This window comes from Brucella sp. GW823-FHT04E01 (genome assembly GCF_058796175.1).
The window spans coordinates 302,504-328,756 of the sequence record NZ_JBXAIK010000002.1 but is presented as its reverse complement, the minus strand read 5'-3'; the positions used below and the strand labels follow the sequence as shown (position 1 = coordinate 328,756).

The following is a 26,253-nucleotide window of genomic DNA, read 5'->3' as shown; positions in this document are numbered from 1 at the left end:
GTCTCCCTTACCGCTACAACGCTTCGGCGGCATTGCGCCGGTTTGTCAAAAGCACATAACCAAACAGCAGCAGCAACATGACGGCCATCACCATCATCGCGAGCGCCGACCCGAACGGCCAATTGCGCGCCGACAGGAACTGTCCTTCGATCAGATTGCCGAGCATCATCACCTTGGCTCCACCCAGCACTGCAGGCACAACAAAGTTTCCGAGCGCAGGAATGAAGACAATTACCGAACCCGCAGCAATGCCGGGCGTGGTCAGCGGCAGGACAATCCGGAAGAATGTCCGCACCGGGCCGGCTCCCAGATCAAGCGACGCCTGTACCAGACGCCAGTCCAGCTTTTCAATGCTTGCATAGATAGGCATGAACATGAACGGCAGGAACACATAGACCATGCCCAGCACGATAGCGCCGTCGGTATAGATCATGTCGAGGGGACGCGAGATAATGCCGAGCGACATCAAGGTCTCGTTGAGCAACCCTGTCGGGCGCAGGATCATCACCCATACGAACAGCCGCACAATCAGGCTGGCGAAGAATGGCAAGGTAATGAGGAAGATGCAGAAGTTCTTCCACCTGTCGGGAAGCCTGCTGATATAAAAGGCGGCCGGATAAGCGACCAGCAAGGCGGCAATGACCGTCACGATGGCTATCCTCACCGAGCGGAAGAAAATCGCCAGATAGATCGGGTCGAATTCCTCGAATGCCGGATCCGCGAAACCAAGGATACGCCCGAAATTATGAGGATAGAACTCCCATTCGACGCCACCATAAAGACCAGGCGCGAGAAAACTCGTTACCACCATGATCGCGAGTGGAATGGCAAAGAAAACGATCAGGAACAGTGTCGCCGGTCCGAGAAGAACTGCCAGCTGAAGACGCCGCAAGCTCGCGAGGTTCATCACGCAGCCTCCCCTTCGCAAAGAAGATGGACCGTAGCCGGATCGTAATACCAGCGCGCGGCCTGCCCCGGCTGCAGATCATTGACCGAGTTTCGGTCCACCGCCGGAATCTGCGCCGTCAGCTTGCGCCCGGAAGCGAGGTGTCCGAGCAATTCGAAAGACGAACCGATAAAGGCAATCTGGTCGAGCGTGACATCAAGCGCCCCATGTCTTTCATTGCGCGCGATAAGCGAGAAGTTTTCTGGACGCAGAAGTGCGGTGCCCCTGCCTTTGGCTTTGCCTTCACCATCGTGCTGCAGAACCGTTCCATCCGGCAGCACAAAGCCGTTGGCGTCGACTTGTCCTTCCAGAAGATTGCTCGCACCGACGAAATTGGCGACGAAGGCATTGACCGGGCGATCATACACAACCCGCGGCGCGTCCAGTTGCTGGATGCGCCCATTCGAGAGCACCGCCACCCGATCCGACATTGTCAGCGCTTCCTGCTGGTCGTGCGTGACAAAGATGAAGGTAATGCCCAGCTCGTGCTGCAAGGTCTTCAGTTCGAACTGCATCGCCTCGCGCAGGTTCTTATCAAGTGCAGATAGCGGCTCATCGAGCAACAGCACCTTCGGGCGGGCCACGATGGCCCGGGCCAGAGCCACACGTTGCTGTTGGCCACCCGAGAGCTGTCGCGGCAGGCGGGCCTCCAAACCAGCCAGCCCCACCATCTGCAAAACAGCCCTGACACGCTCCGTGCGCTCCGCCTTGCCGACACCAGCGACTTCCAGAGCATATCCGGCGTTCTGCCCCACACTCATATGCGGAAACAACGCATAGTTCTGAAAGACCGTATTGACCGGGCGGCGATAAGGTGGACGGTCCGTCATGTCGACGCCGTCAATCTCGATCCGTCCGGCATCCAACGCAGCGAACCCGCTGATCGCCTGGAGCAAAGTCGTCTTGCCGCAGCCCGAAGGGCCCAGCAAAGTGATGAATTCATTACGGCCGATATCCAGATCGATACCGTCCAATGCCTTGACCTCGCCGCCCTCCGGACTCGCAAAGGTCTTGGCCGCGGAAACCAGCCGTACAATCGCATCCCGCATTTTCGTTCCCCGAAATGTTATTTAATTAACTCTTGCGTGATTTGGTTATGTTGATATCATTTTCCAGTACAAGTCAACGCCCCGAAGACCGTACTTTGCATCCCTGCCAAGGCAGAGAAATGAAAGCGGGCCGCGGGGAAAAATATGACAAGGGGAACTACAATGACGATCTTCAATGGTGCTGTTCCGCGCCTTGGATTGATTGCGCTCACCGTTCTGGGCATGTCTGCAGGCAATAGCTTCGCAGATGACTTGAACATCTATAACTGGGGCGAATACATCAATCCTGCGGTGCTTCAGAAATTCGAAGAAGAGACCAAGGTCAAGGTCAATCTATCGACCTACTCCTCCAATGAGGAAATGCTGGCCAAGATTCAGGGTGGTGCCAGCGGTTACGATATCGTGTTTCCGTCCGTGCATATGCAGGACATCATGGCCAAGCTCGATCTGCTTGCGAAAACCGATATCAATACATATGAGGGCTTCAAGAACATCGACCCGCGCTTTCTGCGCGCCAAAAGCGACCTCAACGGAGAATATTGCCTGCCTTACGCCTTCGGCACGGTGGGCATTCTCTATAACCGTCGCGTGCTCGGCAAGGACGTGACCGGCTGGAAGGATCTTCTTGCGACGGTCAAGGAAAAGGGTCTCAAGATCACGCTTCTCGATGACATGCGTGAAGTGCTGGGTGTTGGGCTTCTTCTCAACGGAAACTCCGTAAACTCCACCGACCCGAAGCAACTTCAGCAGGCCGCAGACACTGTCATCGAAATGAAGCCGTATGTGGCTGCTTTCACCTATGATTCCCGTCCCATGGTCGGCGCGGGCGACGTTGCCGCCGCGCATTATTTTATCGGCAGCATGGTGGATGTTTTAGGCAATCCGAAAGATTTGGGTTACGTCATTCCGGAAGAAGGTGCGACCATGTACCAAGAAGATATGTGCGTTCTCAAAACAGCCCCGAACAAGGACAATGCCATCAAGTTCATGCAGTTTTACACGCGCCCGGAAATCGCCGCGCTCAACGTAGCCCAACAGACCAACGGGACGCCCAATGTGCCGGCACGTCAGCTGACACCTGACAACATCAAGAACAGCACGGAAATCAATCCGACAGACGAAACGATGAAACGACTCCAGATCTTCGAGGATCTGGGTTCCGGCGTGCGCCAGCTCGACCGGGCATGGACAAAGGTAAAAACAGCGCAATAAGCTGTTGTGCTGGCTCCGGTCTTCATCATCAGGGTCGGAGCCAAAGCGGGAGGGGTAAGTTTGTCCAAAGAAATTCTCATACGTCTCCAAAGTGCGGAATTACGCAAATCCAAGGCCGACAAGCTGATCGCAAGCTATATCGAGCGTAATCTGGCAGAACTGCCATTCGAAACGGCAAAGTCCATCGCCGAGCGTCTTGGCATTTCCCAGATGACGGTCGGTCGCTATTTGCGACGGCTCGGTTTCGACGGGCTGGAGGAGTTAAAAACAGCGTTAAGGCGCGGTCGTTCCAACCCCGCATGGCAGGTCAAGGGGCCGGTTGCCCGGCTCCAGCAGGATTTTCGCGAAGGCAAGCTACTTGCCGGTCTGGTGCAACAGCAGATCGAAAATCTCGGCACCGTCTATGAACTGACTACCCGTCCTGAATGGCAGGAGACCATCGACGCACTGATCGGTGCAAGCGAGGTCTATGTTGCAGCCTATCAGAATGTGCGCGGCATAGCGCAATATTTTGCGTCACAGCTCTCCTATTCGCGTCCGGGAGTGTCCTTCATGGACGGGTTGAACGGCACCTATGCAGAAGTCCTGGATGGCTCCAGGGAAAACCGCGTTCTGTTTCTGCACGATGTCCGCCGTTTCGCGTCAAAAGCCCGCCCTCTAGCCATTGAAGCGCGCCGAATGGGCGTAAAAGTGATACTTTTTACCGATGAATTTTGCCCGTGGGCAAGCGAGGTGGCCGATATTGCGCTGATCGTACCCGGTTCTCACGGTCCACTTTGGGACGGCGCGGCAACGATGACTGCCATCATGGATCTCATGCTTTCGCATATCATCATACAGCTCGGTAGTCAGGTGGATGAAAGAGTGCAGAGTTTGACCCGTCTCCAGGATATTTTTGGCGATTTCGAGAGTTAAAGCATTTCCAGCAAACGTGCGGAGCGGTTTTGCATGAGGCAAATGCAATGAACCAAATACTTAGGGCGGTTTCAGCGACTCCGTTTTAACTGGGAGCGCTCTGGCGAAAAGCTACCCTTCAAAAGTCTGCAAAACTTGCAAAGACCAGTTTTGGAAACCAGTTCCGAGAAATGAAACTCCGATACCGCCTAATCGCATCGGAAGAGATGAGCATACGTGTCTTCATCGCTCCCACGTGAAGACATATTGACATCGCACGGCCCATCTCTTAATTGTTCAACAATATTATTGAACAAAAAAGGGAACGATATGCCTGCTCCAACAATCTCAAAACGCGTGACTGAACTGAAATCAGCCTTGCTCGCTGCCACATTTGCCGTCGTTGCGTTGGCCCCGCATGAGGCCGCAGCCGCGCCTCAGACCGTCAAGGAAAACACACTGTCGGTCGGATCTGACCTGACCTATCCTCCCTTCGTCTACATGAAGGACGGCAAGCCGGCAGGTTTCGATGTCGAGCTGATGGAAGGGGTGGCAAAGCAGCTTGGGCTTGCTGCAGAGTTCAAGGACACGCGCTTCACCAGCCTCATCACTGGTGCACGCGCCAACCATTTCGATGTCATTGCATCGGCGCTTTACGTCACGCCTGAGCGGCAGAAGATTCTCAATTTCATCCCGTACATCAAGGCTGGCTCGTCCCTGCTCGTGCTGAAGGACGCCAAGTTCCGCCCGGCGAACGAAAAGGAGCTGTGCGGCAAGATCATCGGGTCGATGCAAGGAGCGTCCTGGCTCCCGAAGCTGAAGGCACTGTCGGAAGATTATTGCGCCAAGAACAATCTCGGCGCCATCGAGACACGCGAATTCGATACGGATGCGCAGGTCACGCAGGCATTGCGCAGCGGCTCGGTCGACGTGGAATTCATGGATAATGTCGTTGCTGCCGAACTGCTGAAGAAGTTCCCCGACGATTATGCCGTTACATCCAGTGCGCTCATCTATCCGATCATGGTGGGTGTAGCCACCACCCCGCAGAACAAAGAGCTTTTCAATGCCATGAACGATGCTTTCGCCCAGATGCGAAAGGATGGTTCCTATGACGCGCTCGTCAAAACCTATGGCATGGAGCCTGTCACCGACGATGAAATCAAAGCGGTCGTTTCCACGGCTCAATAAACCGGAAGCGGGGCGGACTGGCCCCATTTCCCTCTGCATGGCCGAAACGGGAGGCTTCGCTTGAACTACGATTGGCATTACGCGCTCGGTCTGCTTGCAGACCGGGATTTCTGGGAGGCGAGCTGGGTTGTGATCAAGCTTAGCCTGCTGAGCTGGCTTCTGGCGGCGATTGCGGGCTTCGGTCTGGCACTGGCAAAGCAATCATCATGGTCGGTGATCAACGGTCCCGCACGGGCCTATATCTGGTTCTTCCGAAGCCTTCCGCTTCTGGTACTGCTGATTTTCATCTACAGCCTGCCGCAGGTCTTTCCGGTCCTTCGCACCCTCCTGTCGAATGCTTTCGCGGCTGGCCTGATCGCGCTTGTCATCAGTGAAACCGCTTATATGGCAGAAATCCATCGGGGTGGTTTGCTCGCCATTCATAAAGGCCAGATCGAGGCGGGGCGTGCGCTGGGTCTGAGCTTCCTCGGTATCCAGCGCCTGATCGTCGTTCCACAGGCAATCCGGGTTTCATTACCCGCAATGTCGAATGAACTCGTCACCATCGTCAAGCTCACTTCTCTGGTTTCGGTCATTTCGCTTGCCGAAATCCTGCTTGTCGGCCAGCGGCTCTATACGCAGAATTTTCTGGTGCTCGAGACGCTCACCGTCGTCGCCTTCTTCTACGTCCTCATCGTCACGCTGTTTGATCGCGGTCTTTCAATGCTGGAACGCCGCTCGGATGTGATACGGCGCGGTCAGAAGGCACGCACCTTGTCGCCACAGGAGGTTGCGGCAAAACTGTCCGGCACTGAAGCTCCCGTCGATCGCGCGCAAGGCAAATCCCAGCAAGCCGACACCATTGCCCTGGAAGCAACTGAACTTCGCAAGGCCTATGGTTCGCATGAAGTGTTGAAGGGCGTCAGCCTGACGGTGAAATCCGGTGAGGTCATCTCCATCATCGGTCGTTCGGGCTCGGGCAAGACGACCTTCATTCGCCTGCTCAACGGACTGGAACGTCTCGATGCCGGTGAAGTAAAACTGCACGGCTCGCCGTTCATCTCGGCCGAATTGACGCAATCGGGCAAGCATATTTTCCGGGAAGACGTTTCCCTGATCCGCGATGTCGGCATGGTGTTCCAGAGCTTCAATCTTTTCAATCACAAGACTGTGCTTGAAAACATGCTCCTTGCGCCTCTGTACCACAAGATCGGTGCGCGAGCCGACCTTGAGCGGCAAGCCTTTCATTATCTGAACAAGGTGGGCATGGCCGCCCATGCGGAAAAATATCCGCACCAGCTTTCGGGCGGTCAGCAGCAGCGCGTTGCAATCGCTCGCGCCCTGATGATGTCGCCAAGCATCATTCTGTTCGATGAACCCACTTCGGCACTCGACCCGGAAACCGTCGAGGAAGTGCTGGGCGTTATCCGCTCGCTCGCAAGCGAAGGCGTGACGATGGTCATCGTAACCCATGAAATGAACTTCGCTTTCGAAGTCTCCGACAGAATTCTCTTTATGGACGCGGGCAAGGTCGTCTGCGACGATACGCCGGATAAACTCAAATCCGGTATCTATCCGCAGTTGAAACCTTTCCTGAAGAATATGACGGTCTGAAACATGAACCAGCCTGCCACCCTTCGTGATCCCGCATTCATTCGCGTCGCCAATGCCATACGCGACGACATTCTCAAAGGCCGCCTGTTGAGCGGCACGAGCCTGATCGAGGCCGAACTGATCAATGTCTACGATGTATCGCGCAACACCCTGCGCGAAGCCATGCAGCTTCTGCGTCAGCAGGGGCTGGTCTCGCAGGAGCCGAACAAGAGCGTCCGCGTGAAACGGCTAACGGAAACGGACATTCGCGACATCTTCGTGGTGCGCCGGGTCGTCGAGCTCGGCGCACTCCGTGGGCGAAACTCGGTTCCCGCCGACTGGCTGGAAAGGCTCAACGAGGTGATCCGCAATGAAAGTGAAGCGACCGCCCGCGCGGACTGGACGGCGGTGGCCCGCCAGAGCCTTCTCTTTCACCAGGAAATCGTATCGCTGCATGGTAGTCCTATCTTCGATCAGATGTTCTCCCTGCTCGTGACCCAGCTGCGTCTGGTTTTCGTCACCGGCAACGAACAGGCTTTCCATGAACCTTGGTTGAAAAGAGAAGCCGAAATCTGCCGCCTCATCGCAGCGGGTGACTGCGAAGCCGCCTCCGGTCAGCTTGAGAACTATCTCGCGGATTCAGAGAAAATGCTGACGGCATTGGTCCGGAACTGATCGCAGCCGATTGCGATAGAGCGCGTTTCGCTTCGATTGAAGCAGATCGGCGCTCTAACCTCTTATATTTCAAGCATAATCTTATCGATCCTCGTTTCACTTCGGTCGGATTATGCTCTAACGGGACATGCTTTATGAAACACGATCCGCAAGACAAATCCGGATTGGGATCTGCCATGGCTTGCAACCGGGTTGAAAAGCTCGACCTGGCGCTGTCCGACTATGCGGCGCGTGACTGGAATGCGCGAGAGGTTTTTCTCAACCGGCGGTTCGAGGCGGCCCGCACCGAGCTCGGCCATTGGCAAGCGCTCAGTGAAACCAATCGTGAACTCCCGCCGCTTGCAGGACTGACGATGACGGTCAAGGCCTGCTTCGACACTGAAGGCTGGGTGACCAGCTGTGGTTCGAAAGCATTACAAGAGGCAGCTCCTGCAAGTGCAAGCGCCGCTCTGGTGCGCAGGCTTCGCATGGGTGGCGCAACACTGCTCGCGCAGACAAACATGACCGAATTTGCTTATGGCGCGCTCGGGGTCAACACACATTTCGGCACGCCACGCACGCCGCTCGACCCTGCCGGAGAGGCGATCGCTGGCGGCTCTAGTTCTGGTGCAGCGGTGGCCGTCGCGCGCGGATATAGCGATTTCGCCATCTGCTCCGATACCAGCGGTTCAGCGCGCATTCCAGCGGCTTTCTGTGGCGTCGTGGGCTTCAAACCAAGCCGCGGACGCCACGAAACCGATGGAATGCACTGGTTGTCGACCAGCTTTGACGTGCCGGGGATCATCAGCACTTCGGTCGCCCATTGTCGCCTGATCGATGATGTTGCCACCGGCATCCCGGCAAGGAAACCGCGGCGCTCAAAGCAGATAAGACTGGCAGTTCCCCGCCTGCTTTCGGAAACCGCTCTCGACAATACCGTTGAAGATCTTTTCGGGGCTTGCCGGTCCGCTCTGGAAGCAGCAGGAATTGTCGTCCAGGATATCGAACTTCCAAGCTTGATCGAGAGTGCCAGGATTGCCGTCGATGGCGGGATGATCGGTGCCGAGGCTTACGCGCTTCATCGCGAGCGGCTCGCCGTCGATTTCGATAGTTATGATCCCTTGGTCGGAACGCGCATTCAAAAAGGTCGGGAAAATCCCGCCTATCTCTATGTGAATGCATTGAACGCCCTTGCTGCCTGCCGTGAGCAGTTCGACGCGGAAATCGAGGGTTTTGACGGTTTCATTCTGCCGACCGTTCCCATGCTGCCGCCCGCCTTGGCCACGCTTGCAGACGAGGAAACCTATCTGGCGCTCAACCGGCGTGCATTCTCGCTGACAGAATTCGCCAATCGTCTTGATCTGCCCAGCATCTCGCTACCAATCGGGAAGCACCCTGCCGGTCTCATGCTGACCGGACTGCGCGGCGAGGACGAGACGCTACTGGCCATCGCAGAAGTACTCGAGCCGCTGGCCGCCAAGTTTTAACAGCCTTTTTTGACACTGAAATGAGGAGAATACTATGATTGTCGTGACATCCGATGAAATCGCCGGCACCGCACGCGATGCTTCCGGACCCGGTTGGGAAAGCCGCCGCATGATCGTGCGTGACGACGGCATGGGCCATTCGGTCCACGAAACCCGCGTCAAGGAAGGCGCTGAACTGCACCTGCACTACAAGAACCACTTCGAAACCAATTATTGCTTTTCCGGTGAAGGCGAAGTCGAACACAAGTTGAGCGGCGAAGTGTTTCCGATCCGCCCCGGCACCATCTATGCGCTGAACGAAAACGACCCGCATATCCTGCGCGCGACCAAGGGCGACCTTGTGCTGGTCTGTGTTTTCACGCCACCGCTGGCTGGCAATGAAGTGCACCGCGAAGATGGCAGCTACGCTCCCGCCGACTGAAGTATAGAGTTTCGGCAATTGAAAGAAAACGCCGCGATTGATCGCGGCGTTTTTGTTGATCTGCTGTTGGTTCAGAAACCGTGTGTGCGATCATATCCGTTGAGAGCAGGCGGCGCCCAGCCTTCCGGCAGACGTTCTGGCTTGTAAATCTCTACCACCATCGGATGGCAGGCGGCAGTATCGGAAGAATGTTCTGCCGAACAGTCACCCCCGGGACAGGCCGACAGACAGCCAAGAAGATTGATCTCGGCAAAGAATTCCAGATAGTCGCCCGGTCGAACAGGGCTTGCCTTCATGAAATATTGCCCAGTATCCCGGGTGAAGCCCGTGCACATGAACACGTTGAGCACGTCGTGAATATAGGTTTCGGCCTCGTGCAGCGGCTTGCCCGTCTGCTTCGCAAAAGCGCGCGTGAGGTTGGAATGGCAGCAGTGATGGTACTGCCCGCCATGACTCAGAAGATTATTGGTATAAGGATCGCAGCGCGTGCCGATCACGTCATGCACCGCGCCGCCAAATTCGTCGAAACCATACCAGTCCAGACTGTCGTGAGTGATGGTGGCCATCGGACGCAAGTAAGGAAAACTGGAGAACAGCTGGTCTCCCAGCCCCACATGGGTTCCGTTGAGCGCGCGCGTCTTGCCGCTATAGAATTTCTCGTTGAGGTCGTCCGCATTGAACAGGTTGAGATCACCGACCTGCGGTCCCTCGCTGCATACGATACGGCAGAAATGCCCGGCCAGAACGGACCAGCACTCTGCATCCCTCGGCTGCACGGTGATGCGCTCGACAAGAACAAGTTTGTCGCGAAGGGCGCGATAGGCATCGAGATCAGGTCGTGGCAGCGTATCGACCGGATAACAGATCACTGGTTTGACGGCCATGCGAGCAGCGGCATCGGCAGGCCGCGGCGTGATCGAGTTTGTCTTCATGAAGCGCTCTGTCGTTCTCTTGCGTTTGGATCGCCACGATACGCCACCGCGCATTCCATGACGGACAAGTTCTAACATGGAAGATATCGTTCAACAATATTGATGAATAATCATAGGCACTGCCATACTTTATGTCAGCCTTGTTTGAAGAGCTTCAAAGCGACATGCGAACAGCGACGGAACAATACATCTGTGGTGCGTAATAGAACGCCGATCTGATTGAATCAGATCGGCGTTCTAACTGTTTGTTTTGGCGCAGATCTTGTTCACTAGGGGAAATGCCTTTCACTTCTCGGCATTTCCCCTAGTGAGCTATCATGACATGACGCACGGCGGTGTAATCTTCCAGCGCGTAAATCGACATGTCCTTGCCGTAGCCCGACTGTTTCAGGCCGCCATGCGGCATCTCGTTTGTCAGCATGAAATGGGTGTTGATCCATGTGCAGCCATATTGCAGGCGGGCTGCGGCCTGCATGCCCTTGCTGACATCCTTGGTCCAGACCGACGAGGCAAGGCCGTAATCACTGTCGTTGGCCCATCGCACGGCTTCATCGACTTCGCTGAAGCGTGTGACCGATACAACCGGACCGAAGACTTCCCGGCGCACGATTTCATCTTCCTGCAATGCTCCGGCGATGACGGTCGGTTCGAAGAAAAAGCCATTGGCACCGGACGTATTACCACCTGCGGTCACCTCGATATGCTTGTGCTCGCGAGCGCGGGCGACGAAACTTCCGACACGGTCGCGCTGTCGGCGGGAAATGAGCGGTCCGATCTCGTTCTGGCTGTCGTCGTCGAGATTATAGCGAATACTGGAAACGGCCGACGACAGGTCAGCGACGAAACGGTCGTAGATGCGTGCATCGGCATAGATGCGGCAGGCAGCGGTGCAGTCCTGTCCGGCATTGTAATAGCCGAAGGTGCGGATACCGTTGACGACCGCTTCTATGTCCGCATCGTCGAAGACGATGACCGGCGCTTTGCCGCCAAGCTCCAGATGAGTGCGCTTCACGGTTTTGGCCGCGGCCTGCAAGACCTTCTTGCCGGTGGCGACATCACCGGTGATCGACACCATGTCGATCCGCGGATGGTTGATCAGCGCGTTGCCGACGGTTTCACCTCGCCCCAGAACGACATTGACAACGCCCTCGGGCAGAATATCCGCCAGCAGCCTGGCCATTTTCAGCGCGGTCAGAGGCGTCTGTTCGGACGGTTTGAAAACCACCGTATTACCGCCTGCAATGGCTGGCGCCAGTTTCCATGCCATCATCATCAAAGGATAATTCCAAGGAGCGATGGAGCCGACAATGCCAACCGGATCACGACGGATCATCGATGTGTGGTTCGGGATATATTCGGCGGCAAGCGGTCCATGAAGATTACGCACTGCACCCGCAAAGAAGCGATAACAATCCACGATGGCCGGAATCTCGTCATTGATGACAGCATTGATCGGCTTGCCGCAATTGAGCGCTTCCAGCGTGGCGAACCCTTCAGCGTCCCGCTCAATTGCATCGGCGATTTTGAGGAGATAATTGGAACGTTCGGCGGGTGTGGTGCGTGACCAGGTCTTGAATGCCTTGTCGGCGGCGGCGACTGCAGCGTCGACCTGTCCTAGCGATGCCTCGGGCAGCTTGAGAACGGTCTCTCCGGTCTTGGGATTGAGGACGTTTTCTTCCGTCTCCGTACCCGCTTCAAAGCGCGAGCCAATCAGCATTTCGGTGTTCATGTCGTTCTCCCTTGTGTCATTTCCCGTGACCGGCGACCTGATCGCCATCGCGGGTGAGATAGTAGGCTGCGAGGATGGGCAGGAAGGTCACCAGAACCACTACCATGGCCACCACATTGGTGACGGGGCGCTGGCGCGGACGGATCAGTTCCTGAAGCATCCAGATCGGCAGGGTCATCTGCTGGCCGCCAGTAAATGTGGTGACGATCACCTCATCGAAGGACAGTGCGAAGGCGAGCATGCCGCCTGCGAGCAGGGCCGTTCCGATATTCGGCAGGATGACATAGCGGAACGTCTGGAACCCGTTGGCGCCAAGATCCATCGAGGCCTCGATCAGCGAACCGGAGGTGCGCCGGAAACGTGCAACCGCGTTGTTATAGACGACCACCACGCAGAAGGTCGCGTGACCGAGCACGATGGTCCACATCGAAAACGGAATGTCGAACAGCGAGAAGGCCGAGCGCAAGGCGATGCCGGTTACAACGCCGGGCAAAGCTATGGGCAGGATGACCAGCAGCGAAATGCTTTCGCGTCCGAAGAAATGCGTTCGGCTGACAGCGGCGGCGCACAACGTTCCAAGCACGAGCGCAATCAGGGTCGCAATCGTCGCCACCTGCACGGAGAGCGCCAGCGACGACCAAACATCGGCGCGATTCCAGGTGACTTCGAACCATTGCAGCGTGAAGCCCGGCGGCGGCCATTGATAGCTCTTCTCTTCCGTCGTGAAGGCATAGACGAAGATGAGCAGGATCGGCAGATGCAGGAAGGCGAGACCCAGTCCGGCAGCAAGCTTCAATCCGAAGGAAGCGCGGTTGTTACGATCAGAGCGCATCGAAAGCCCCCTGTTTCTTGGCGATCCACAAATAAATGGCCATGATGACGATCGGCACGACGGAGAAGGCAGCCGCCAGCGGCACATTGCCTGCCGTTCCCTGCTGGGTATAGACGGCCTGCCCGATGAACAGGCGCGACGAGCCGATGATCTGCGGAATGATGTAATCGCCAAGTGTCAGCGAAAAAGTGAAGATCGATCCCGCAATGATGCCCGGCATGGCAAGCGGCATAAGCACGGTTCGGAAAGTCTGCGCCGGCGTTGCGCCGAGATCGGACGACGCCTCGACCAGATTGCCGGGCACACGCTCAAGTGCTGCCTGCGTCGGCAGGATCATATAGGGCAGCCAGATATAGACGAAGACGATGAACGTGCCGAGATAGCTGACCGACAGCGAATTGCCGCCGATGACGGGTAAGGACAGGATGCCGTCAAGCAGCCAGGACAGGTGCAGTTTTGCAAATATCCAGGTCAGGATGCCTTCCTTGGCGAGGATCAGTTTCCACGCATAGACCTTGACCAGATAGCTCGACCAGAGCGGCAGCATGATGCCGAGATAGAACAGTGCTTTCCAGCGCCCACGTGCGTAGCGGGCGGCATAATAGGCGATGGGAAAGGCGATGAAGGCCGATGCGACCGTGACCAGCGCAGCCATCGAGACGGTGCGTATGATGATGTCGAGATTGGCCGAGTTGAAGAGCTGCGCATAGGTGGCAAGCGTGAAATTATAGTCGATCAGACCGGAGAAATCATCGACCGAGAAGAAGCTCTGCAACAGAAGTGCGATCAGCGAGCCGATATAGATGATGCCCAGCCACAAAAGCGGCGGCGTAATCATGAGAAACAGCAGCAATCCCGGACGACGCCAGAACAGGTCAGAGAGGCGACCGAGCATTCCGCCGCGCTGCGGCAAGATGGAAGCCGCCGGATTGGTCCCGGAGTTCGCGAGTGTGGAAGCCTGCACGCCGGTCATGCTGCTTGATCCATATAATGAACGTCACCCGGATTCCAGACAATACGGATATCCGATCCGGTCTCGGGAACGGTTGCACCAGCAGGCAGCATGACATGCAGTCTGGCGCCTTCAGCTTCAACACCGAGACGTGTAGCGGACCCAAGGAAGCTGGCGGTTTCGATCCGCGCCGCGACCCCGACCTTATCACTCTTGTCTGCAAGGCGAATGGATTCCGGGCGGAGGCTTGCCCAACGTCGTTCGCCGCCGAATGCAGCCATAACCTCCGGCGCGACCACATTGGAGGAGCCGACAAAGTCGGCAACAAACCGGGTTTGCGGGCGGTTATATATTTCCTGTGGCGTTCCGGCCTGAACGATACGACCATTGTTGAAGACAGCGATACGGTCCGCCATGGACAGCGCTTCGCCCTGATCATGGGTCACGAAGACAAAGGTGATACCGAGCGCCTTTTGCAGGTTCTTCAGCTCTTCCTGCATCTGCTCGCGCAGTTTGAGGTCGAGAGCACCGAGCGGCTCATCGAGAAGCAGCACTTTGGGCTTATTGACGAGGGCGCGAGCCAGCGCGACGCGCTGTCGCTGTCCGCCGGAAAGCTGGCTCGGCTTGCGTGCGCCATAACCGGGCAGCTTGACCAGTTCCAGCATGTCCTCGGCGGCACGGTGTCGTTCGGTCTTTCCGGCGCCCCGTACCATCAGCCCATAGGCCACATTGTCCAGAATGCTGAGATGCGGAAACAGCGCGTAATCCTGAAAAACCGTGTTGACGTTCCGTCGATAGGGCGGAACGCCGCCAGCACTTTCGCCGAAGATCTCAATCTTGCCGTCAGTCGGCTGCTCGAAGCCTGCAATCAGCCGCAGACAGGTTGTCTTGCCAGAACCGGAAGGGCCCAGCATGGCAAAGAATTCACCGGACGCGATGGTCAAATTGACATGATCGACGGCACGGACTTCGCCGAAGTAACGGCTCACATTTTCGAAACGAACTGCTGCTGTCATGGTTCTATCCATCATGGAGCGCCAGCCTCTGTTGGCGGGCGGGCACGTCTTTCCGTTCCCTTCCTTCAACAGAAGGAAGGGCGATCTTCGAGCTTATGATAGTCGATGTCAGCGACCGCCAATGACGCCGATATAATCCGATACCCAGCGATGATAGGGCACGCATTCGCCCTGGCTTTCGCATTTGGCTGTCGGCGTGCGCCAGAAGCTGATCTTGGCGAAATTATCGAAGCCGTTGGTCGCGCAGCCTTCGTCGGTCAGGAGCGCATTACCCTTGCAGGCTGCCGGAACCGACGGTACCGCACCGAACCAGGCTGCGGCATCGCCCTGAACTTTCGGTTTTAGCGAATGCTCGAACCACTTATAGGCACAATTGGGGTGCTCGCTATCCACATGCAGCATGGTGGTGTCGGCCCAGCCGGTCGCACCTTCCTCCGGGAAAGTCGAGCCAATCTTTGCGTTTTCCGATTTCAGAAGATTGACCTGGAACGGCCATGAGCCGGAAGCCACGACACCTTCATTCTTGAAATCGTCAATCTGGATCATGGCGTCATGCCAATAACGGCTGACGAGCTTGCGCTGTCCACGCAAGAGATCAAGTGCTGCCTTATACTGGTCTTCATTGAGTTCGTACGGATTCTTGATACCAAGTTCCGGCTTGTGCTTCATGAGATAGAGGGCGGCGTCCGCAATATAGATTGGGCCGTCATAGGCCTGCACGCGGCCCTTGTTGGACTTGCCATCCGGCAGGTTCTGTTCTTCGAACACCACGTTCCAGCTCTTCGGCGCTTCGTCCTTGAAGACGTCGGTGTTGTACATCAGCACATTCGGCCCCCAGAGATAGGGCACACCGTAATGCACGTCCTTGACGGTGAACCACGGCGCATTTTGCAGCCGTTCGTCTACGGTCTTCCAGCTTGGGATAAGGTCAGTATTGATCGGCTGAACACGCTTTCCAGCCACGAGGCGGAGAGAGGCGTCACCGGAAGCGGTGACCAGATCGAAGCCGCCTTCATTCATCAGCGCGACCATTTCATCGGAAGTGGCGGCGGTCTTCACGCTGACCTTGCAGCCGGTTTCCTTCTCGAAATCCGTAACCCAGTCGTAGTTCTTGTCGGTCTCGCCGCGTTCAATATAGCCCGCCCAGGCCACGATGCTCAGCGCGCCTTCACCTTCGCCGATCGCTTTCAGCGGTTCGGCGGCGATGGCCTGCGTCGCAAAGCTTGCGACAGCCATCAAAGCGGTACAGGATTGCAGAATCTTTTTCATCGACCACTCCCGTTTTTTCACATTCAGTGATTTTGTTCCCGGAACGGATCGTGTGCTGAAACCTTGCCTTTCGCAAATTCATTTATCGAAAAGCTGATATCGGTTTTCCCGATATCGAAGACTAACGCAGTCTGCCGGAACGGGCCGCTTCGGCAATGCCAATAAAGTCACGCGCGGATTGGGGCAGGCTCGATCCCTTGCGCCAGGCCATGCCGACCTGCACGACAGGCAGTGACCCAGAGACATCGCGGCTTTCGATCCGATCACCTTCCAGCGACCATGGGCGATAGACGAGATCGGGAAGGAGCGCGATGCCTGCACCGGTGGCTACCAAACTGCGCACGGCTTCCACTGAACGCGTGCGAAAAGCCACATGCGGACGGGCGCCGAGGGCGGCCAGAAGCTTGCCGGTATTTTCCTCGATTTCATCAACCGTCAGCATGATCAGAGGTTCCTTCGCGATATCGCTTACCGAAATGCTGTCCGTCGGGACCAGCGGATGGCCCAGAGGCAGCCACAGCCGATAGGGCGAGGTTTCGAGAATTTCCGCGTGAAGTGCCATACGGTCCCGGAGATTGGAGATAACCATCACTGCCACATCCAGTTCACCACCGACCAGGAGATGTTCAAGATAGGAACCATTATCCTCAATGGCGCTGATTTCAACGCCGGGAAAAGCCCGGCGATAGCGGGCAAGCAGGTCCGACAGCACATAACCCGCGACGAGCGAGGTGACGCCGAGATTGAGTTTACCTTTTTCCTGAATGCGATTGTCCGTGAAGGAGCGGCGGGCATCCGATACGTCTGCCAGAATTTTCGTTGCGTGGCGCAAAAACTGATGACCGTTATGTGTAACGGTAAGGCCGCGAGGGTGCCGTTCGAAAAGCTCTACATTCAGGTCCGTCTCAAGTTCTTTGACGGCTTCTGTAACGGACGATTGGGAAATGGATAGTTTCTGCGCCGCACGGGTCACAGACCCCTGTTCGGCCACAGCGATGAAGTATTGTAACTGCCGCAGGGTAAACGCCATTTTTTCAATTAAGCAAGCGCGCACTGCTATTGCAATAGGGACTGAGTACGAAGCCTAATCGTACCGTCCATACACCGGTCAGTTACGGTCGAGGAAGCATCCATCTGGATGAAAATAATCGAAGCTTCCGTTCCAAATCGCACTTCGCTTCGATGAGAATATCGGCTCACAACCAAGTCGATTTATAATTTACAATTATCTTCCATATACCATAATATCTATCATTAAATTACTTTGATAATCAAAATAGTTTTGAATGTAATATTATCTTATTTAACTATGATAAAATATTCGCCCATACTTCTGCTATATTCAGTAGGAGGACATGCGATGCCGAAGATCGTTGGAACCAATGATGCCGATACTATAGTTGGCACGGAAGAGAATGACCGCATCTGGGCCCTTGCGGGAAATGACATCGTCGACGGAGGTCTTGGTAGCGATATCATCGACGGCGGTGCGGGCGATGACGTCCTGACAACAACATGGCGCAATGTGCCGGAGTTCGATGAATTAAACGGCGCCAGCGGCAACGACCGCCTCATATTCAATTTTTCGGGCGGTGCGGCAAGAGGTGGTGAAGGGGTTGATACGCTCGTTACCGATTTATCCAATCGTTCAGACTCAGTTGCGTTTAACGCAATGCAGGGACATGCCTATTGGGGAGATGGCAGCTCAAGCTTTGATCACCTCTACTTCACCGATCTGGAACGCCTCAACCTCAAGACCGGCGCGGGCAATGATACTATAGATGCTACGGGCTTCCAGTTTGCCAACATACATGCAGGCGCGGGCAATGATTATGTGCGAGGCGGTACTGGCAACGACCAGATAACCGGTGGAGCGGGCCACGACAATCTACTGGGCGGGGATGGTGACGACCAGATCAAGGGCGGCAGCGGTGATGATGTGATCGACGGCGGTAATGGCAATGACACGCTGTCCGGTAATGATGGCAACGATAAGCTCAGCGGCGGCAGGGGAAACGATACCCTGATGGGCGACGAAGGTAACGACACGCTGAATGGAGGAGATGGCAATGACCGTCTCTACGGCGGAGCTGGAACCGACATATTATTGGGTGGAGCAGGCGACGACTATTTACAGAACACGGACACGGACGGCGATATCTTGTTTGGAGGCGACGGAAACGACTACTTCACCGCAGGATCAATAGACAGTGGCTATAGTGGCTATTGGTTTGAAATGCACGGCGGTGCCGGAAACGACACGTTTTCGATCTATTCGGATGGAGGACTTGGCACCATTGATGGAGGCGACGGTATTGATACATTGGCCGTCACTTTCGACGATGTGGCAGCCGGTTTCAAGTTCGACGCCGCCGACTATACCTCGACCGAGGTGTTCAACATCAGTGTCATCTCCGCCTATCAGGGTGCTCAGGTATTCGGCGGAAACGGCGATGACCGCATCGTCAGCATCGAGAGTTATCGTGAAGGTTTGAGTGGGAACGATACCTATAATGGTCGCGGGGGCAACGACGTGATCCATGGAGCGTTTGGGCTGGACAGCCTTCTCGGTGGCGAGGGCGATGATAAACTGTACGGTGGCGCAAGCTCTGACCGGTTATTGGGCGGAACCGGTGCAGACACTCTCAGCGGTGGAACTGAAGCCGATACATTCATTTGGGACAATGCATCACTGCAATCCAACGATATTGATCACGTCACCGACTTTGATGTCCAAGGTGGCGATGTGCTTTTGTTCCGGGATACTGAGGTCATAACTGATTTCGCCAGCTTCGTCGCGGCGTCAGTTGATACACCAGACGGTGTTTTCGTCAGCATCGATGGCGCAACGAATGGGATTGTAATTGAAGGTGTCTTGCTGAGCGAGTTGACGTCCGACGACGTTTTGTTCAGCTGAATTGAACTGGCATTGTGCCGTCCGGCATATGTTTCATCACCAGCGTCAATCCAATAAAGTGGACTGACGCTGGTGGTGACCATTTAAAGATGGTCGCGCGGAATAGTCTGGTTCCATTCGCGGATTTTGACCGTCTCGCCATTTTCCTTCGCCGTCAGTACGCCGGAAATGTAGAAACTCTCAGCATCTGAATGCATCTTCGTGATGCTTTTGATGTCGATCATCCAGCCTTCACGACCCATCTGATAGGCCTGTGTCAGCACATAGGATGCCGACAGCGGGTCATTGTCATTGACGCGCAGCTCGCGCTTGAGACTGTGGCTCAACTGTGTGTCGAGATCGTCAAAGCGCAAGATACCTTCGCCGAACAGACCGCCGATGCCTTCCGTCACATAGAGCGTTTCGCCGGTGACGTGATCCTGTTCGGTCCAGCGGCGTACGCTGCCCGGATCAAGCTGGGTCATCGGTGTTGCCGGGCCATGCGCTGGCTTCTGGAAGCAAACCTTCGCATCGTCAGCAGACGGCAGGCGCACGGGCAGATCGAGAACCGATGTGGCGGTGTCGAGCGTCAGCATCACGCGCTTTGGCGATGGCCAGACCATCGGCCAGTAACCCGTTGCAACCGAAAGACGGATGCGATGGCCCTTCTTGAAGCTATAGCCACTATCGTTGAGCTTGATCGCGATTTCATAGGTCTTGCCCGGCACCAGCATTTCCGGCTTGTCATGGCCGTTGATGTGGTTGAGGTTGAAGACCTGATAGCTGACGCGAGTGATGCGGCCATCCGGCAGAACGTCGCTCAGGCGCAGCGAAACCTGTGCAACCGGTTGATCAACGGTAAATGTCAGGCGAGCAACCGGCGCACCCAGAATTTCAAGATCTTCGGTCAGGACGGGTGTGTCGAAGTTGAGCGAGCCGCCATCGTCAAGACGCTGATCGGTCGGGTGTTCGCCGGGGCAACCCGTTGCCATCCATTCGCCGCCAGCCTTACCGTGGCTGTTTGGCGAGGAAATCGAAAGCACAGCCTTGGCGGCATCGGCCTTGCCCAGCGTGAAATCTGCACCAAGCGCGAAGGACTTAGGCGTGATTTCCGTCGACGGCCAGTTCTGTTCGCCAACCCAGCGTCCATTGGTGAAGTAGCGGGAGCCAGTCGGCTCGATGGTGTCGCAGACATAGGCGCGCAGCTTCGGCTCGTCCATGATGCCGGTGTCTTTGCCCTTGAGCCACTGGTCCCACCAGCGCACTGCTTCCTGCAGGAAGCCGATTGCCGGACCCGGCAGGCCGTCCTGCGGATAGACGTGACCCCAAGGGCCGATAATGCCGCGCGCAGGAACCTGCAGGTTTTCGAGCAGGCGCGGAACAGCATTGGTGTAACTGTCGGCCCATGCGCCAATGGCGAGAACCGGGCACTGGATTGCTGACCAGTCTTCGCAGACCGAGCCATGCTTCCAGTATTCATCGTAATGCTGGTGTTCAAGCCAGAGCGCCGGGAAGAATGGCAGGCGTTCCAGACGTTCAATCCATGCATCGCGCCAACCGGCACCCACAATCGCCGGATCGAGCGGACGCGACTGATAGGCGAGCATGATGGTGCCCCACCAGAGATTATCATTGAGCAGCAGGCCGCCCATGTAGTGGATGTCGTCGCGGAAACGGTCGTCGGTCGAATAGGCGGTGATGATCGCCTTCAATGCTGGTGGACGGCAGGCTGCGACCTGAAGGCCGTTGAAGCCCCCCCAGCTCTTGCCCATCATGCCGACATTGCCGCTGCACCATGGTTGCTCAGCGATCCAGGCGATGACTTCCAGCGCGTCATCCTGTTCCTGCTGGATGTATTCGTCAGCCATATGTCCATCGGATTCGCCCGTACCACGCATGTCGACACGGATCGCGGCATAGCCGTTCTGTGCGAAATAGCCATGCATTGGCTCATCGCGGCCACGGGTGCCATCACGCTTGCGGTATGGAATATATTCGAGCACGGCAGGAACGGGATTTGCCTCAGCGCCTTCAGGCAGCCACAGGCGCGCGCCAAGACGGGTGCCATCTTTCAGAGTGATCCACAGGTGCTCGGTGATATTGACGGTCATGATCGGTTCCAATTTCAATAAAGAGGAGCCGGTGCGGCATTAGCGCCGCATCGGTAGTTTAGCTGGCGGCGCGAGCCTTGAGTATGTCGTCCAGCCAGTCGCGGCGCAGCTCCGGAACGGATGTGATGAGCTGCTCCGTATAGGGCTCGTAAGGCGGTTCGAAGATTGCCTTCGTGGTGCCGGTTTCGACCACCTTGCCCTTCTGCATCACCATGGTGCGGTCGGCGAGCCGACGGACGACGCCAAGGTCGTGGGTGATGAAGAGATATGACACGTGCAATTCGTCCTGCAACTTGCGCAGAAGTCTGAGAATTTCCTCAGCCACGAGCGGGTCAAGCGCCGAGGTGACTTCATCGCAGATGATAAGATCAGGCTTTGCTGCCAGCGCGCGGGCGATACACACGCGTTGTTTCTGTCCGCCTGAAAGTGCGCCCGGAAGGCGGTTCGCAAAGTCGGCAGGCAGGCCGATCAGTTCAAGCAGACGCTGGACCTCGATCTCGCGCTGGTCCTCATTCATGCCGAAATAGAACTTCATCGGACGACCGATGATCTCACCAACGGTCTGGCGTGGGTTCAATGCCACGTCCGGAAGCTGGTAAACCAGCTGAATGCGGCGCAGTTCTTCGCGCGAGCGCTTTTTGTAGTTCGCTTCCAGCCGCTGCCCGGCAAGCGTGATGATACCGCTTGAGTGTGGCGGCAGGCCTGCAATAATGCGCGCAAGCGTTGATTTTCCGGAACCGGATTCACCCACGACCGCAAGCGTTTCGCTGCGACGGATGTAGCAACCCACATCGGTCAGGACGAGCTTCTTGCCGTAATAGGCGGTTGCGTTTTTCACTTCGAGCAGGATTTCGCCGGTCTTGTGTTCGGCCTGTTCGCCCGAAATGCTCGATTCACGCTCAGACACCAGACGCTGGGTATAGTCCTGCTTTGGCGCTTCGAGAATTTCTTCTGCAGAACCAAGCTCGACCATTTTGCCGTGACGCAGAACCATGATGCGGTCGGCAATTTGGGCCACGACTGCAAGGTCATGCGTGATGTAAAGAGCGGCAGTGTTGTAACGCTGGATCAGGCTGCGCAGGAGTGCCAGCACTTCGATCTGGGTCGTGACGTCCAGCGCGGTTGTCGGCTCGTCCAGCACCAGAATATCCGGGCGGCAGGACATGGCCATGGCGACCATGGCACGCTGCAACTGACCACCGGAAACCTGATGCGGATAGCGATCACCAAAAGTGTCGGCATCCGGAAGCTGCAATGTATGCAGCAGTTCCAGCATCCATGCCTTGGCTTCTGCCTTGGTCATCAGGCCATGATAGAGCGGGCCTTCCATGATCTGATCGCCAATGCGGTGCGCCGGATTAAACGACGCCGCCGCACTTTGTGCCACATAGGCGATGCGTGCGCCGCGCGCCTTTTCACGGGTCTCGCGGGTGCCATCCATCAGCGAAATATCGTCAACGACAACGGTGCCTTCAGCGATCCTGCAGCCGCCACGGCCATAGCCCATCGCGGCAAGGCCAATGGTGGATTTGCCTGCGCCGGACTCGCCAATAAGGCCAAGCACTTCGCCACGCTTCAGCGTCACATCGACATGATCGACAAGCGTTGCGTCATTGGGTGCTTTGACGACGAGGTCGGAGATTGAAAGAACGATATCCTTGCTCATCGATCAGCTCCCTGCGTGGTCGTGCGTCCGGCCAAAAGCCAGTCAACGACGAGGTTGACGCCAACGGTGAGGATGGCGATTGCAGCCGCCGGAAAAAGCGGTGCGTAGAGGCCGTAGAGAATAGCCTGCTGGTTGTCCTTCACCATGCCGCCCCAGTCCGCGAATGGCGGCTGAATGCCAAGGCCAAGGAACGACAGACCGGCCACGAAAAGGAAGGTGAAGCAAAAACGCAGGCCGAATTCCGCAATCAGCGGCGGCAGCGTATTCGGCAGGATTTCACGCCAGATCAGCCAGCCGAGACCTTCGCCACGAAGACGGGCGGTTTCAGCATATTCCAGCACATTGACGCCCTGCGCCACGATGCGTGCTAAGCGGAACACGCGGGTGGAATCAAGCAATGCGATGGTGATGATCAGAACCGGCAGTGACGAGCCGAGCGCCTGCAGGATGACGAGCGCCGAAATGAGCACGGGAATGCACATGACGGTATCGACGATGCGCGAAAGGATCGTATCGACCCAGCCGCCGAAGATGGCTGCAAGGAAGCCGAGCGGTACTCCAACGCTGAACGACAGGAGCGACGCTGCGAGCGAGACGCCGATCGACATCTGCGCACCGAAGAGCAAGCGCGAGAGCATGTCGCGACCATTCTGATCGAGACCGAACCAGAACTGTGCCGATGGCGGATCAAACGGTGCACCAACGATTTCTTCCTGACCATAAGGCGCGATTAGCGGGCCGAACAGAAACATCAGGAGGCAGAGCGTGACGATCGCAAGACCGACCCACGCCGTCAGGGGAATAGACTTTTTCATCGGGGGTGCCTCAGACGCGGATTGAGCGCGATGGCAGCGACATCGGCGATGATATTGAGAATGACATAGGCCGCGCCAAAGACGAGGGCCGCAGCCTGCACGAGCGGAAGGTCACGCTTGGAAACGGCGTCAACCATGAAGCGGCCAAGGCCGTTATAGTTGAAAACAGCTTCGACAAGCACCACACCGGTGATGAGGTATGCGATGTTGAACGCCACCACATTGACGATAGGCGCCGCCGCATTGGGCAACGCGTGCTTGGTCACAACGCGCTTGGTGCGAAGTCCTTTGAGATATGCCGTTTCGACATAGGCCTGATCCATCACCGACAAAACGGCCGTGCGGGTCATGCGCATCATCTGCGCGACCGTCACGAGAACCAGCGTCAGTGCGGGCAGGGCCGTGGCCTGAATCCATTCGAGGAAGGTCATGCCTTCATAGGTGTCGGCGAGGCTTGGCAGCAGGTTGAAGCGGATCGACAGGAACAGGATCAGCAACAGGCCGAGGAAATATTCGGGCAGAGAAACGAAAGCCAGCGCCACAATGTTGATAACACGGTCGAAAATACCGCCGCGTTTGACCGCGGTGACAAGGCCGAGAAGGATGGCGATTGGAACGCTGACGACCGCGGCAAAGGCTGCCAGTGCCATCGTATTCCAGAAACGTGGCCAAAGCAGTTCTGCAACCGGCTGCTGATTGGCAAGCGAGGTGCCAAGATCACCGGTCACGAAACCTGCAAGCCACGCGAAATAGCGTGCGAGGACCGGTTGATTGAGACCGAGGCTTTCGCGCAGCGTGGCAAGCGCTTCCGGCGTGGCATTCTGACCGAGAATGGCGGACGCCACATCACCCGGCAGGATCTGCGTGCCGGCGAAAATCAACGCCGACACGAGGAACAGCGTGAGGAGCCCGAGCCCCACACGCTTGAGAATTAGAACGAACATTATGCTTCCAGCCAGACTTTTTCGGCAAGGCGCGCACCCATCAGATTGAACATCGGATGCGTGGTGACGCCCTTGAGCTTCTTGGAGGTGGCGTCGAGATAGTCGCCGAACATTGGGATAAGCGCGCCGCCATCATTGCTGATCATGGCCTGCAGCTCGGCATAGATTTCCTTGCGCTTGGCCTGATCGAGCATTGCACGGGCTTCGAGCAATTTGGCGTCAAAGTCAGCGCTCTTCCAATGTGTATCGTTTTGCGAAGCGTTGGATGCATAAGCGACCGACAGGGCCTGATCAGCAGTCGGGCGACCACCACGATAAGACATGCAGAACGGTGCCTTCATCCAGACATTGTCCCAATATCCGTCGGCCGGCTCACGCTTGATATCGATCTCTATCCCTGACTTGGCTGCAGCAGTGCGGAAGATCGCGGCTGCATCGACGGCGCCAGTGAAGGCTGCGTCAGAAGCCGAAAGCTGGATTTTCAGTGAATCCATGCCAGCCTGCTTCAGATAGAACTTTGCCTTTTCCGGATCATAGGCACGCTGCGGCAGTGCAGCGTCGAAGAACGGGTCGGTGCTCGGGATCGGATTGTCGTTACCCAAGCGTCCGTAGCCGCGCAAGGCTGTCTTGAGCAGTTGCTCCCGGTCGATGGCGTGCTTGACGGCAAGGCGAACATTGTTGTCGGTGAACGGCGCCTGCGTGCAGTCCATCAGGAAGGAGAAATGCTGGCCGCCAGACGACTGGACAATGTTGAGGTTCGGATTGCGCTTGAGCAGATCGACCGTCTTGAAATCAAGCTGGTTGATAGCGTGAACCTGACCGGACATCATGGCGTTGGTACGGGCCGACACATCATTGATGACGATGACTTCAACTGCATCGACCCAGGCCGTATTGGGCTTCCAGTAGCTTTCATTACGCGTGAAACGCGAACGCACGCCCGGCTGGAAACGCTCGAAGACAAAAGGACCGGTGCCGACCGGCTTGTTGAAATCGGTCCAGTCCTTGGGAACCACGAGGAAGTGATAATCGGACAGGATGTAAGGCAGATCAGCGTTGCCGCTCGTCAGCGCAATCTTGACTGTAGCGGCATCAACCTTGACGACATCGGTAAATTCCGAAGCGAGCGAACGAGCACCGGATGTGGTTTCGCCGCGATGCAGGTTGATCGAATAGATGATATCGTCAGCGTCGAGCGTCTTGCCATTGTGGAAGGTCACGCCCTGACGAACCTTGAAGGTCCATTCCTTGGCGTCGGCAGACGGTTCCCAGCTTTCAAACAGCTCAGGCACAGCCTTGTTGTTGGCGTCGATTTCGACAAGGCCGTTCATCAGCATGTAAGCCTGATTGACCGGAACCCAATCCTTCAGCAGGCGCGGATCGAAATTGTCTGTGGTAGAGCCGCCTCCAATGCCGAGCTTGAGCACTCCGCCTTTCTTTGGTGTGCCATCACCTTCTGCGGCCATTGCAGAATTGATAAGGCCACTCATGCCACTTGCCGCAACAAGGCCAAAGCCCGCTGCGCCCGACATGAAAGAGCGGCGTGTCAATTGAAACTGGCTTTTTTGCTCAGGCATTCTGTACCCCTGTGTTTAAGTCATAGCTTATTGGCTTTTGCGGGTGGGGTAGCTCACCGGACCCCTTATTTTCAAGGGTTGATGTCGA

At 56.5% G+C, this 26,253-nt stretch carries 22 protein-coding genes; 8 read left to right on the top strand and 14 right to left on the bottom strand.

Annotated features, from left to right (window positions below):
* Positions 1-13: 13 nt before the first annotated feature.
* Both AC1RHM_RS06970 and AC1RHM_RS06965 read right to left on the bottom strand, forming a co-directional pair.
* A complete protein-coding gene (locus AC1RHM_RS06970) occupies positions 14-907 on the bottom strand; it encodes an ABC transporter permease (protein ID WP_010660489.1) in 894 nt (297 codons plus the stop codon).
* Positions 907-1,995, bottom strand: coding sequence for an ABC transporter ATP-binding protein (locus AC1RHM_RS06965; protein WP_010660490.1), 1,089 nt, complete (start codon positions 1,993-1,995; stop codon positions 907-909). The genes AC1RHM_RS06970 and AC1RHM_RS06965 overlap by 1 nt, the downstream gene beginning before the upstream one ends.
* A 162-nt stretch (positions 1,996-2,157) precedes the next feature.
* Between AC1RHM_RS06965 and AC1RHM_RS06960 the strand changes: the two genes are divergently transcribed.
* From AC1RHM_RS06960 to AC1RHM_RS06930, 7 genes are all read left to right on the top strand, one after another.
* Positions 2,158-3,207, top strand: a complete 1,050-nt coding sequence (locus tag AC1RHM_RS06960; RefSeq protein ID WP_010660491.1) for a polyamine ABC transporter substrate-binding protein — start codon at positions 2,158-2,160, stop codon at positions 3,205-3,207.
* Positions 3,208-3,267: 60 nt separating this feature from the next.
* On the top strand, positions 3,268-4,122 hold the full coding sequence (locus AC1RHM_RS06955) for a MurR/RpiR family transcriptional regulator (RefSeq protein ID WP_010660492.1): 855 nt from the start codon (positions 3,268-3,270) through the stop codon (positions 4,120-4,122).
* 309 nt (positions 4,123-4,431) lie between these two features.
* Positions 4,432-5,292 carry an ABC transporter substrate-binding protein gene (locus AC1RHM_RS06950; protein ID WP_010660493.1) on the top strand — a complete coding sequence of 287 codons (861 nt, stop codon included), beginning with the start codon at positions 4,432-4,434 and terminating at the stop codon, positions 5,290-5,292.
* Positions 5,293-5,352: 60 nt separating this feature from the next.
* Positions 5,353-6,885 carry an amino acid ABC transporter permease/ATP-binding protein gene (locus AC1RHM_RS06945; protein ID WP_010660494.1) on the top strand — a complete coding sequence of 511 codons (1,533 nt, stop codon included), beginning with the start codon at positions 5,353-5,355 and terminating at the stop codon, positions 6,883-6,885.
* Between the two features lie 3 nt (positions 6,886-6,888).
* A complete protein-coding gene (locus AC1RHM_RS06940; RefSeq protein WP_010660495.1) occupies positions 6,889-7,539 on the top strand; it encodes a GntR family transcriptional regulator in 651 nt (216 codons plus the stop codon).
* Between the two features lie 134 nt (positions 7,540-7,673).
* A complete protein-coding gene (locus tag AC1RHM_RS06935; protein ID WP_166942416.1) occupies positions 7,674-9,005 on the top strand; it encodes an amidase family protein in 1,332 nt (443 codons plus the stop codon).
* A gap of 34 nt (positions 9,006-9,039) precedes the next feature.
* Positions 9,040-9,426, top strand: a complete 387-nt coding sequence (locus tag AC1RHM_RS06930) for an ectoine synthase (protein WP_010660497.1) — start codon at positions 9,040-9,042, stop codon at positions 9,424-9,426.
* Positions 9,427-9,497: 71 nt separating this feature from the next.
* On the opposite strand, the gene AC1RHM_RS06925 is transcribed toward AC1RHM_RS06930, so the two are convergent.
* From AC1RHM_RS06925 to AC1RHM_RS06895, 7 genes are all read right to left on the bottom strand, one after another.
* The gene (locus tag AC1RHM_RS06925; protein ID WP_010660498.1) at positions 9,498-10,358 is read right to left on the bottom strand and encodes an urea carboxylase-associated family protein; all 861 of its coding nucleotides are present in this window, start codon (positions 10,356-10,358) and stop codon (positions 9,498-9,500) included.
* 304 nt (positions 10,359-10,662) lie between these two features.
* Positions 10,663-12,087, bottom strand: coding sequence for a gamma-aminobutyraldehyde dehydrogenase (locus AC1RHM_RS06920; RefSeq protein ID WP_029928586.1), 1,425 nt, complete (start codon positions 12,085-12,087; stop codon positions 10,663-10,665).
* Between the two features lie 16 nt (positions 12,088-12,103).
* The gene (locus AC1RHM_RS06915; protein ID WP_010660500.1) at positions 12,104-12,919 is read right to left on the bottom strand and encodes an ABC transporter permease; all 816 of its coding nucleotides are present in this window, start codon (positions 12,917-12,919) and stop codon (positions 12,104-12,106) included.
* The gene (locus AC1RHM_RS06910; protein ID WP_010660501.1) at positions 12,909-13,892 is read right to left on the bottom strand and encodes an ABC transporter permease; all 984 of its coding nucleotides are present in this window, start codon (positions 13,890-13,892) and stop codon (positions 12,909-12,911) included. Before AC1RHM_RS06910 ends, AC1RHM_RS06915 begins: the two co-directional genes overlap by 11 nt.
* Entirely contained in the window at positions 13,889-14,887 is a 999-nt protein-coding gene (locus tag AC1RHM_RS06905; RefSeq protein WP_166942413.1) for an ATP-binding cassette domain-containing protein, read from the bottom strand. Before AC1RHM_RS06905 ends, AC1RHM_RS06910 begins: the two co-directional genes overlap by 4 nt.
* Positions 14,888-14,995: 108 nt before the next feature.
* Positions 14,996-16,156 (bottom strand): ABC transporter substrate-binding protein, encoded by a 1,161-nt coding sequence (locus AC1RHM_RS06900; RefSeq protein ID WP_094515482.1) that lies wholly within the window; start codon positions 16,154-16,156, stop codon positions 14,996-14,998.
* A 121-nt stretch (positions 16,157-16,277) separates the two neighbouring features.
* Positions 16,278-17,186 (bottom strand): LysR family transcriptional regulator, encoded by a 909-nt coding sequence (locus AC1RHM_RS06895; protein WP_029928592.1) that lies wholly within the window; start codon positions 17,184-17,186, stop codon positions 16,278-16,280.
* 330 nt (positions 17,187-17,516) lie between these two features.
* Here AC1RHM_RS06895 and AC1RHM_RS06890 point away from each other — a divergent pair, with 330 nt between their 5' ends.
* The gene (locus AC1RHM_RS06890) at positions 17,517-19,073 is read left to right on the top strand and encodes a calcium-binding protein (protein WP_029928601.1); all 1,557 of its coding nucleotides are present in this window, start codon (positions 17,517-17,519) and stop codon (positions 19,071-19,073) included.
* Between the two features lie 83 nt (positions 19,074-19,156).
* Here AC1RHM_RS06890 and AC1RHM_RS06885 read toward each other — a convergent pair whose 3' ends face one another.
* Genes AC1RHM_RS06885 through AC1RHM_RS06865 form a run of 5 tightly spaced genes read right to left on the bottom strand, consistent with a single transcriptional unit; the run spans position 19,157 to position 26,165 of the window.
* The gene (locus tag AC1RHM_RS06885; protein WP_029928603.1) at positions 19,157-21,163 is read right to left on the bottom strand and encodes a CocE/NonD family hydrolase; all 2,007 of its coding nucleotides are present in this window, start codon (positions 21,161-21,163) and stop codon (positions 19,157-19,159) included.
* Between the two features lie 58 nt (positions 21,164-21,221).
* Positions 21,222-22,829 (bottom strand): ABC transporter ATP-binding protein, encoded by a 1,608-nt coding sequence (locus AC1RHM_RS06880; protein WP_010660507.1) that lies wholly within the window; start codon positions 22,827-22,829, stop codon positions 21,222-21,224.
* On the bottom strand, positions 22,826-23,644 hold the full coding sequence (locus AC1RHM_RS06875; RefSeq protein ID WP_010660508.1) for an ABC transporter permease: 819 nt from the start codon (positions 23,642-23,644) through the stop codon (positions 22,826-22,828). The genes AC1RHM_RS06880 and AC1RHM_RS06875 overlap by 4 nt, the downstream gene beginning before the upstream one ends.
* A complete protein-coding gene (locus tag AC1RHM_RS06870; protein WP_010660509.1) occupies positions 23,641-24,588 on the bottom strand; it encodes an ABC transporter permease in 948 nt (315 codons plus the stop codon). The genes AC1RHM_RS06875 and AC1RHM_RS06870 overlap by 4 nt, the downstream gene beginning before the upstream one ends.
* Positions 24,588-26,165, bottom strand: a complete 1,578-nt coding sequence (locus tag AC1RHM_RS06865; RefSeq protein WP_010660510.1) for an ABC transporter substrate-binding protein — start codon at positions 26,163-26,165, stop codon at positions 24,588-24,590. Before AC1RHM_RS06865 ends, AC1RHM_RS06870 begins: the two co-directional genes overlap by 1 nt.
* Between the last annotated feature and the right edge of the window lie 88 nt (positions 26,166-26,253).

Coding starts and splice junctions, on each gene's coding strand:
- AC1RHM_RS06970 (WP_010660489.1), bottom strand. CDS start 907: ATGAACCTCGCGAGCTTGCGGCGTCTTCAGCTGGCAGTTCTTCTCGGA.
- AC1RHM_RS06965 (WP_010660490.1), bottom strand. CDS start 1,995: ATGCGGGATGCGATTGTACGGCTGGTTTCCGCGGCCAAGACCTTTGCG.
- AC1RHM_RS06960 (WP_010660491.1), top strand. CDS start 2,158: ATGACGATCTTCAATGGTGCTGTTCCGCGCCTTGGATTGATTGCGCTC.
- AC1RHM_RS06950 (WP_010660493.1), top strand. CDS start 4,432: ATGCCTGCTCCAACAATCTCAAAACGCGTGACTGAACTGAAATCAGCC.
- AC1RHM_RS06940 (WP_010660495.1), top strand. CDS start 6,889: ATGAACCAGCCTGCCACCCTTCGTGATCCCGCATTCATTCGCGTCGCC.
- AC1RHM_RS06935 (WP_166942416.1), top strand. CDS start 7,674: ATGAAACACGATCCGCAAGACAAATCCGGATTGGGATCTGCCATGGCT.
- AC1RHM_RS06930 (WP_010660497.1), top strand. CDS start 9,040: ATGATTGTCGTGACATCCGATGAAATCGCCGGCACCGCACGCGATGCT.
- AC1RHM_RS06925 (WP_010660498.1), bottom strand. CDS start 10,358: ATGAAGACAAACTCGATCACGCCGCGGCCTGCCGATGCCGCTGCTCGC.
- AC1RHM_RS06920 (WP_029928586.1), bottom strand. CDS start 12,087: ATGAACACCGAAATGCTGATTGGCTCGCGCTTTGAAGCGGGTACGGAG.
- AC1RHM_RS06915 (WP_010660500.1), bottom strand. CDS start 12,919: ATGCGCTCTGATCGTAACAACCGCGCTTCCTTCGGATTGAAGCTTGCT.
- AC1RHM_RS06910 (WP_010660501.1), bottom strand. CDS start 13,892: ATGACCGGCGTGCAGGCTTCCACACTCGCGAACTCCGGGACCAATCCG.
- AC1RHM_RS06905 (WP_166942413.1), bottom strand. CDS start 14,887: ATGACAGCAGCAGTTCGTTTCGAAAATGTGAGCCGTTACTTCGGCGAA.
- AC1RHM_RS06900 (WP_094515482.1), bottom strand. CDS start 16,156: ATGAAAAAGATTCTGCAATCCTGTACCGCTTTGATGGCTGTCGCAAGC.
- AC1RHM_RS06895 (WP_029928592.1), bottom strand. CDS start 17,186: ATGGCGTTTACCCTGCGGCAGTTACAATACTTCATCGCTGTGGCCGAA.
- AC1RHM_RS06890 (WP_029928601.1), top strand. CDS start 17,517: ATGCCGAAGATCGTTGGAACCAATGATGCCGATACTATAGTTGGCACG.
- AC1RHM_RS06885 (WP_029928603.1), bottom strand. CDS start 21,163: ATGACCGTCAATATCACCGAGCACCTGTGGATCACTCTGAAAGATGGC.
- AC1RHM_RS06880 (WP_010660507.1), bottom strand. CDS start 22,829: ATGAGCAAGGATATCGTTCTTTCAATCTCCGACCTCGTCGTCAAAGCA.
- AC1RHM_RS06875 (WP_010660508.1), bottom strand. CDS start 23,644: ATGAAAAAGTCTATTCCCCTGACGGCGTGGGTCGGTCTTGCGATCGTC.
- AC1RHM_RS06870 (WP_010660509.1), bottom strand. CDS start 24,588: ATGTTCGTTCTAATTCTCAAGCGTGTGGGGCTCGGGCTCCTCACGCTG.
- AC1RHM_RS06865 (WP_010660510.1), bottom strand. CDS start 26,165: ATGCCTGAGCAAAAAAGCCAGTTTCAATTGACACGCCGCTCTTTCATG.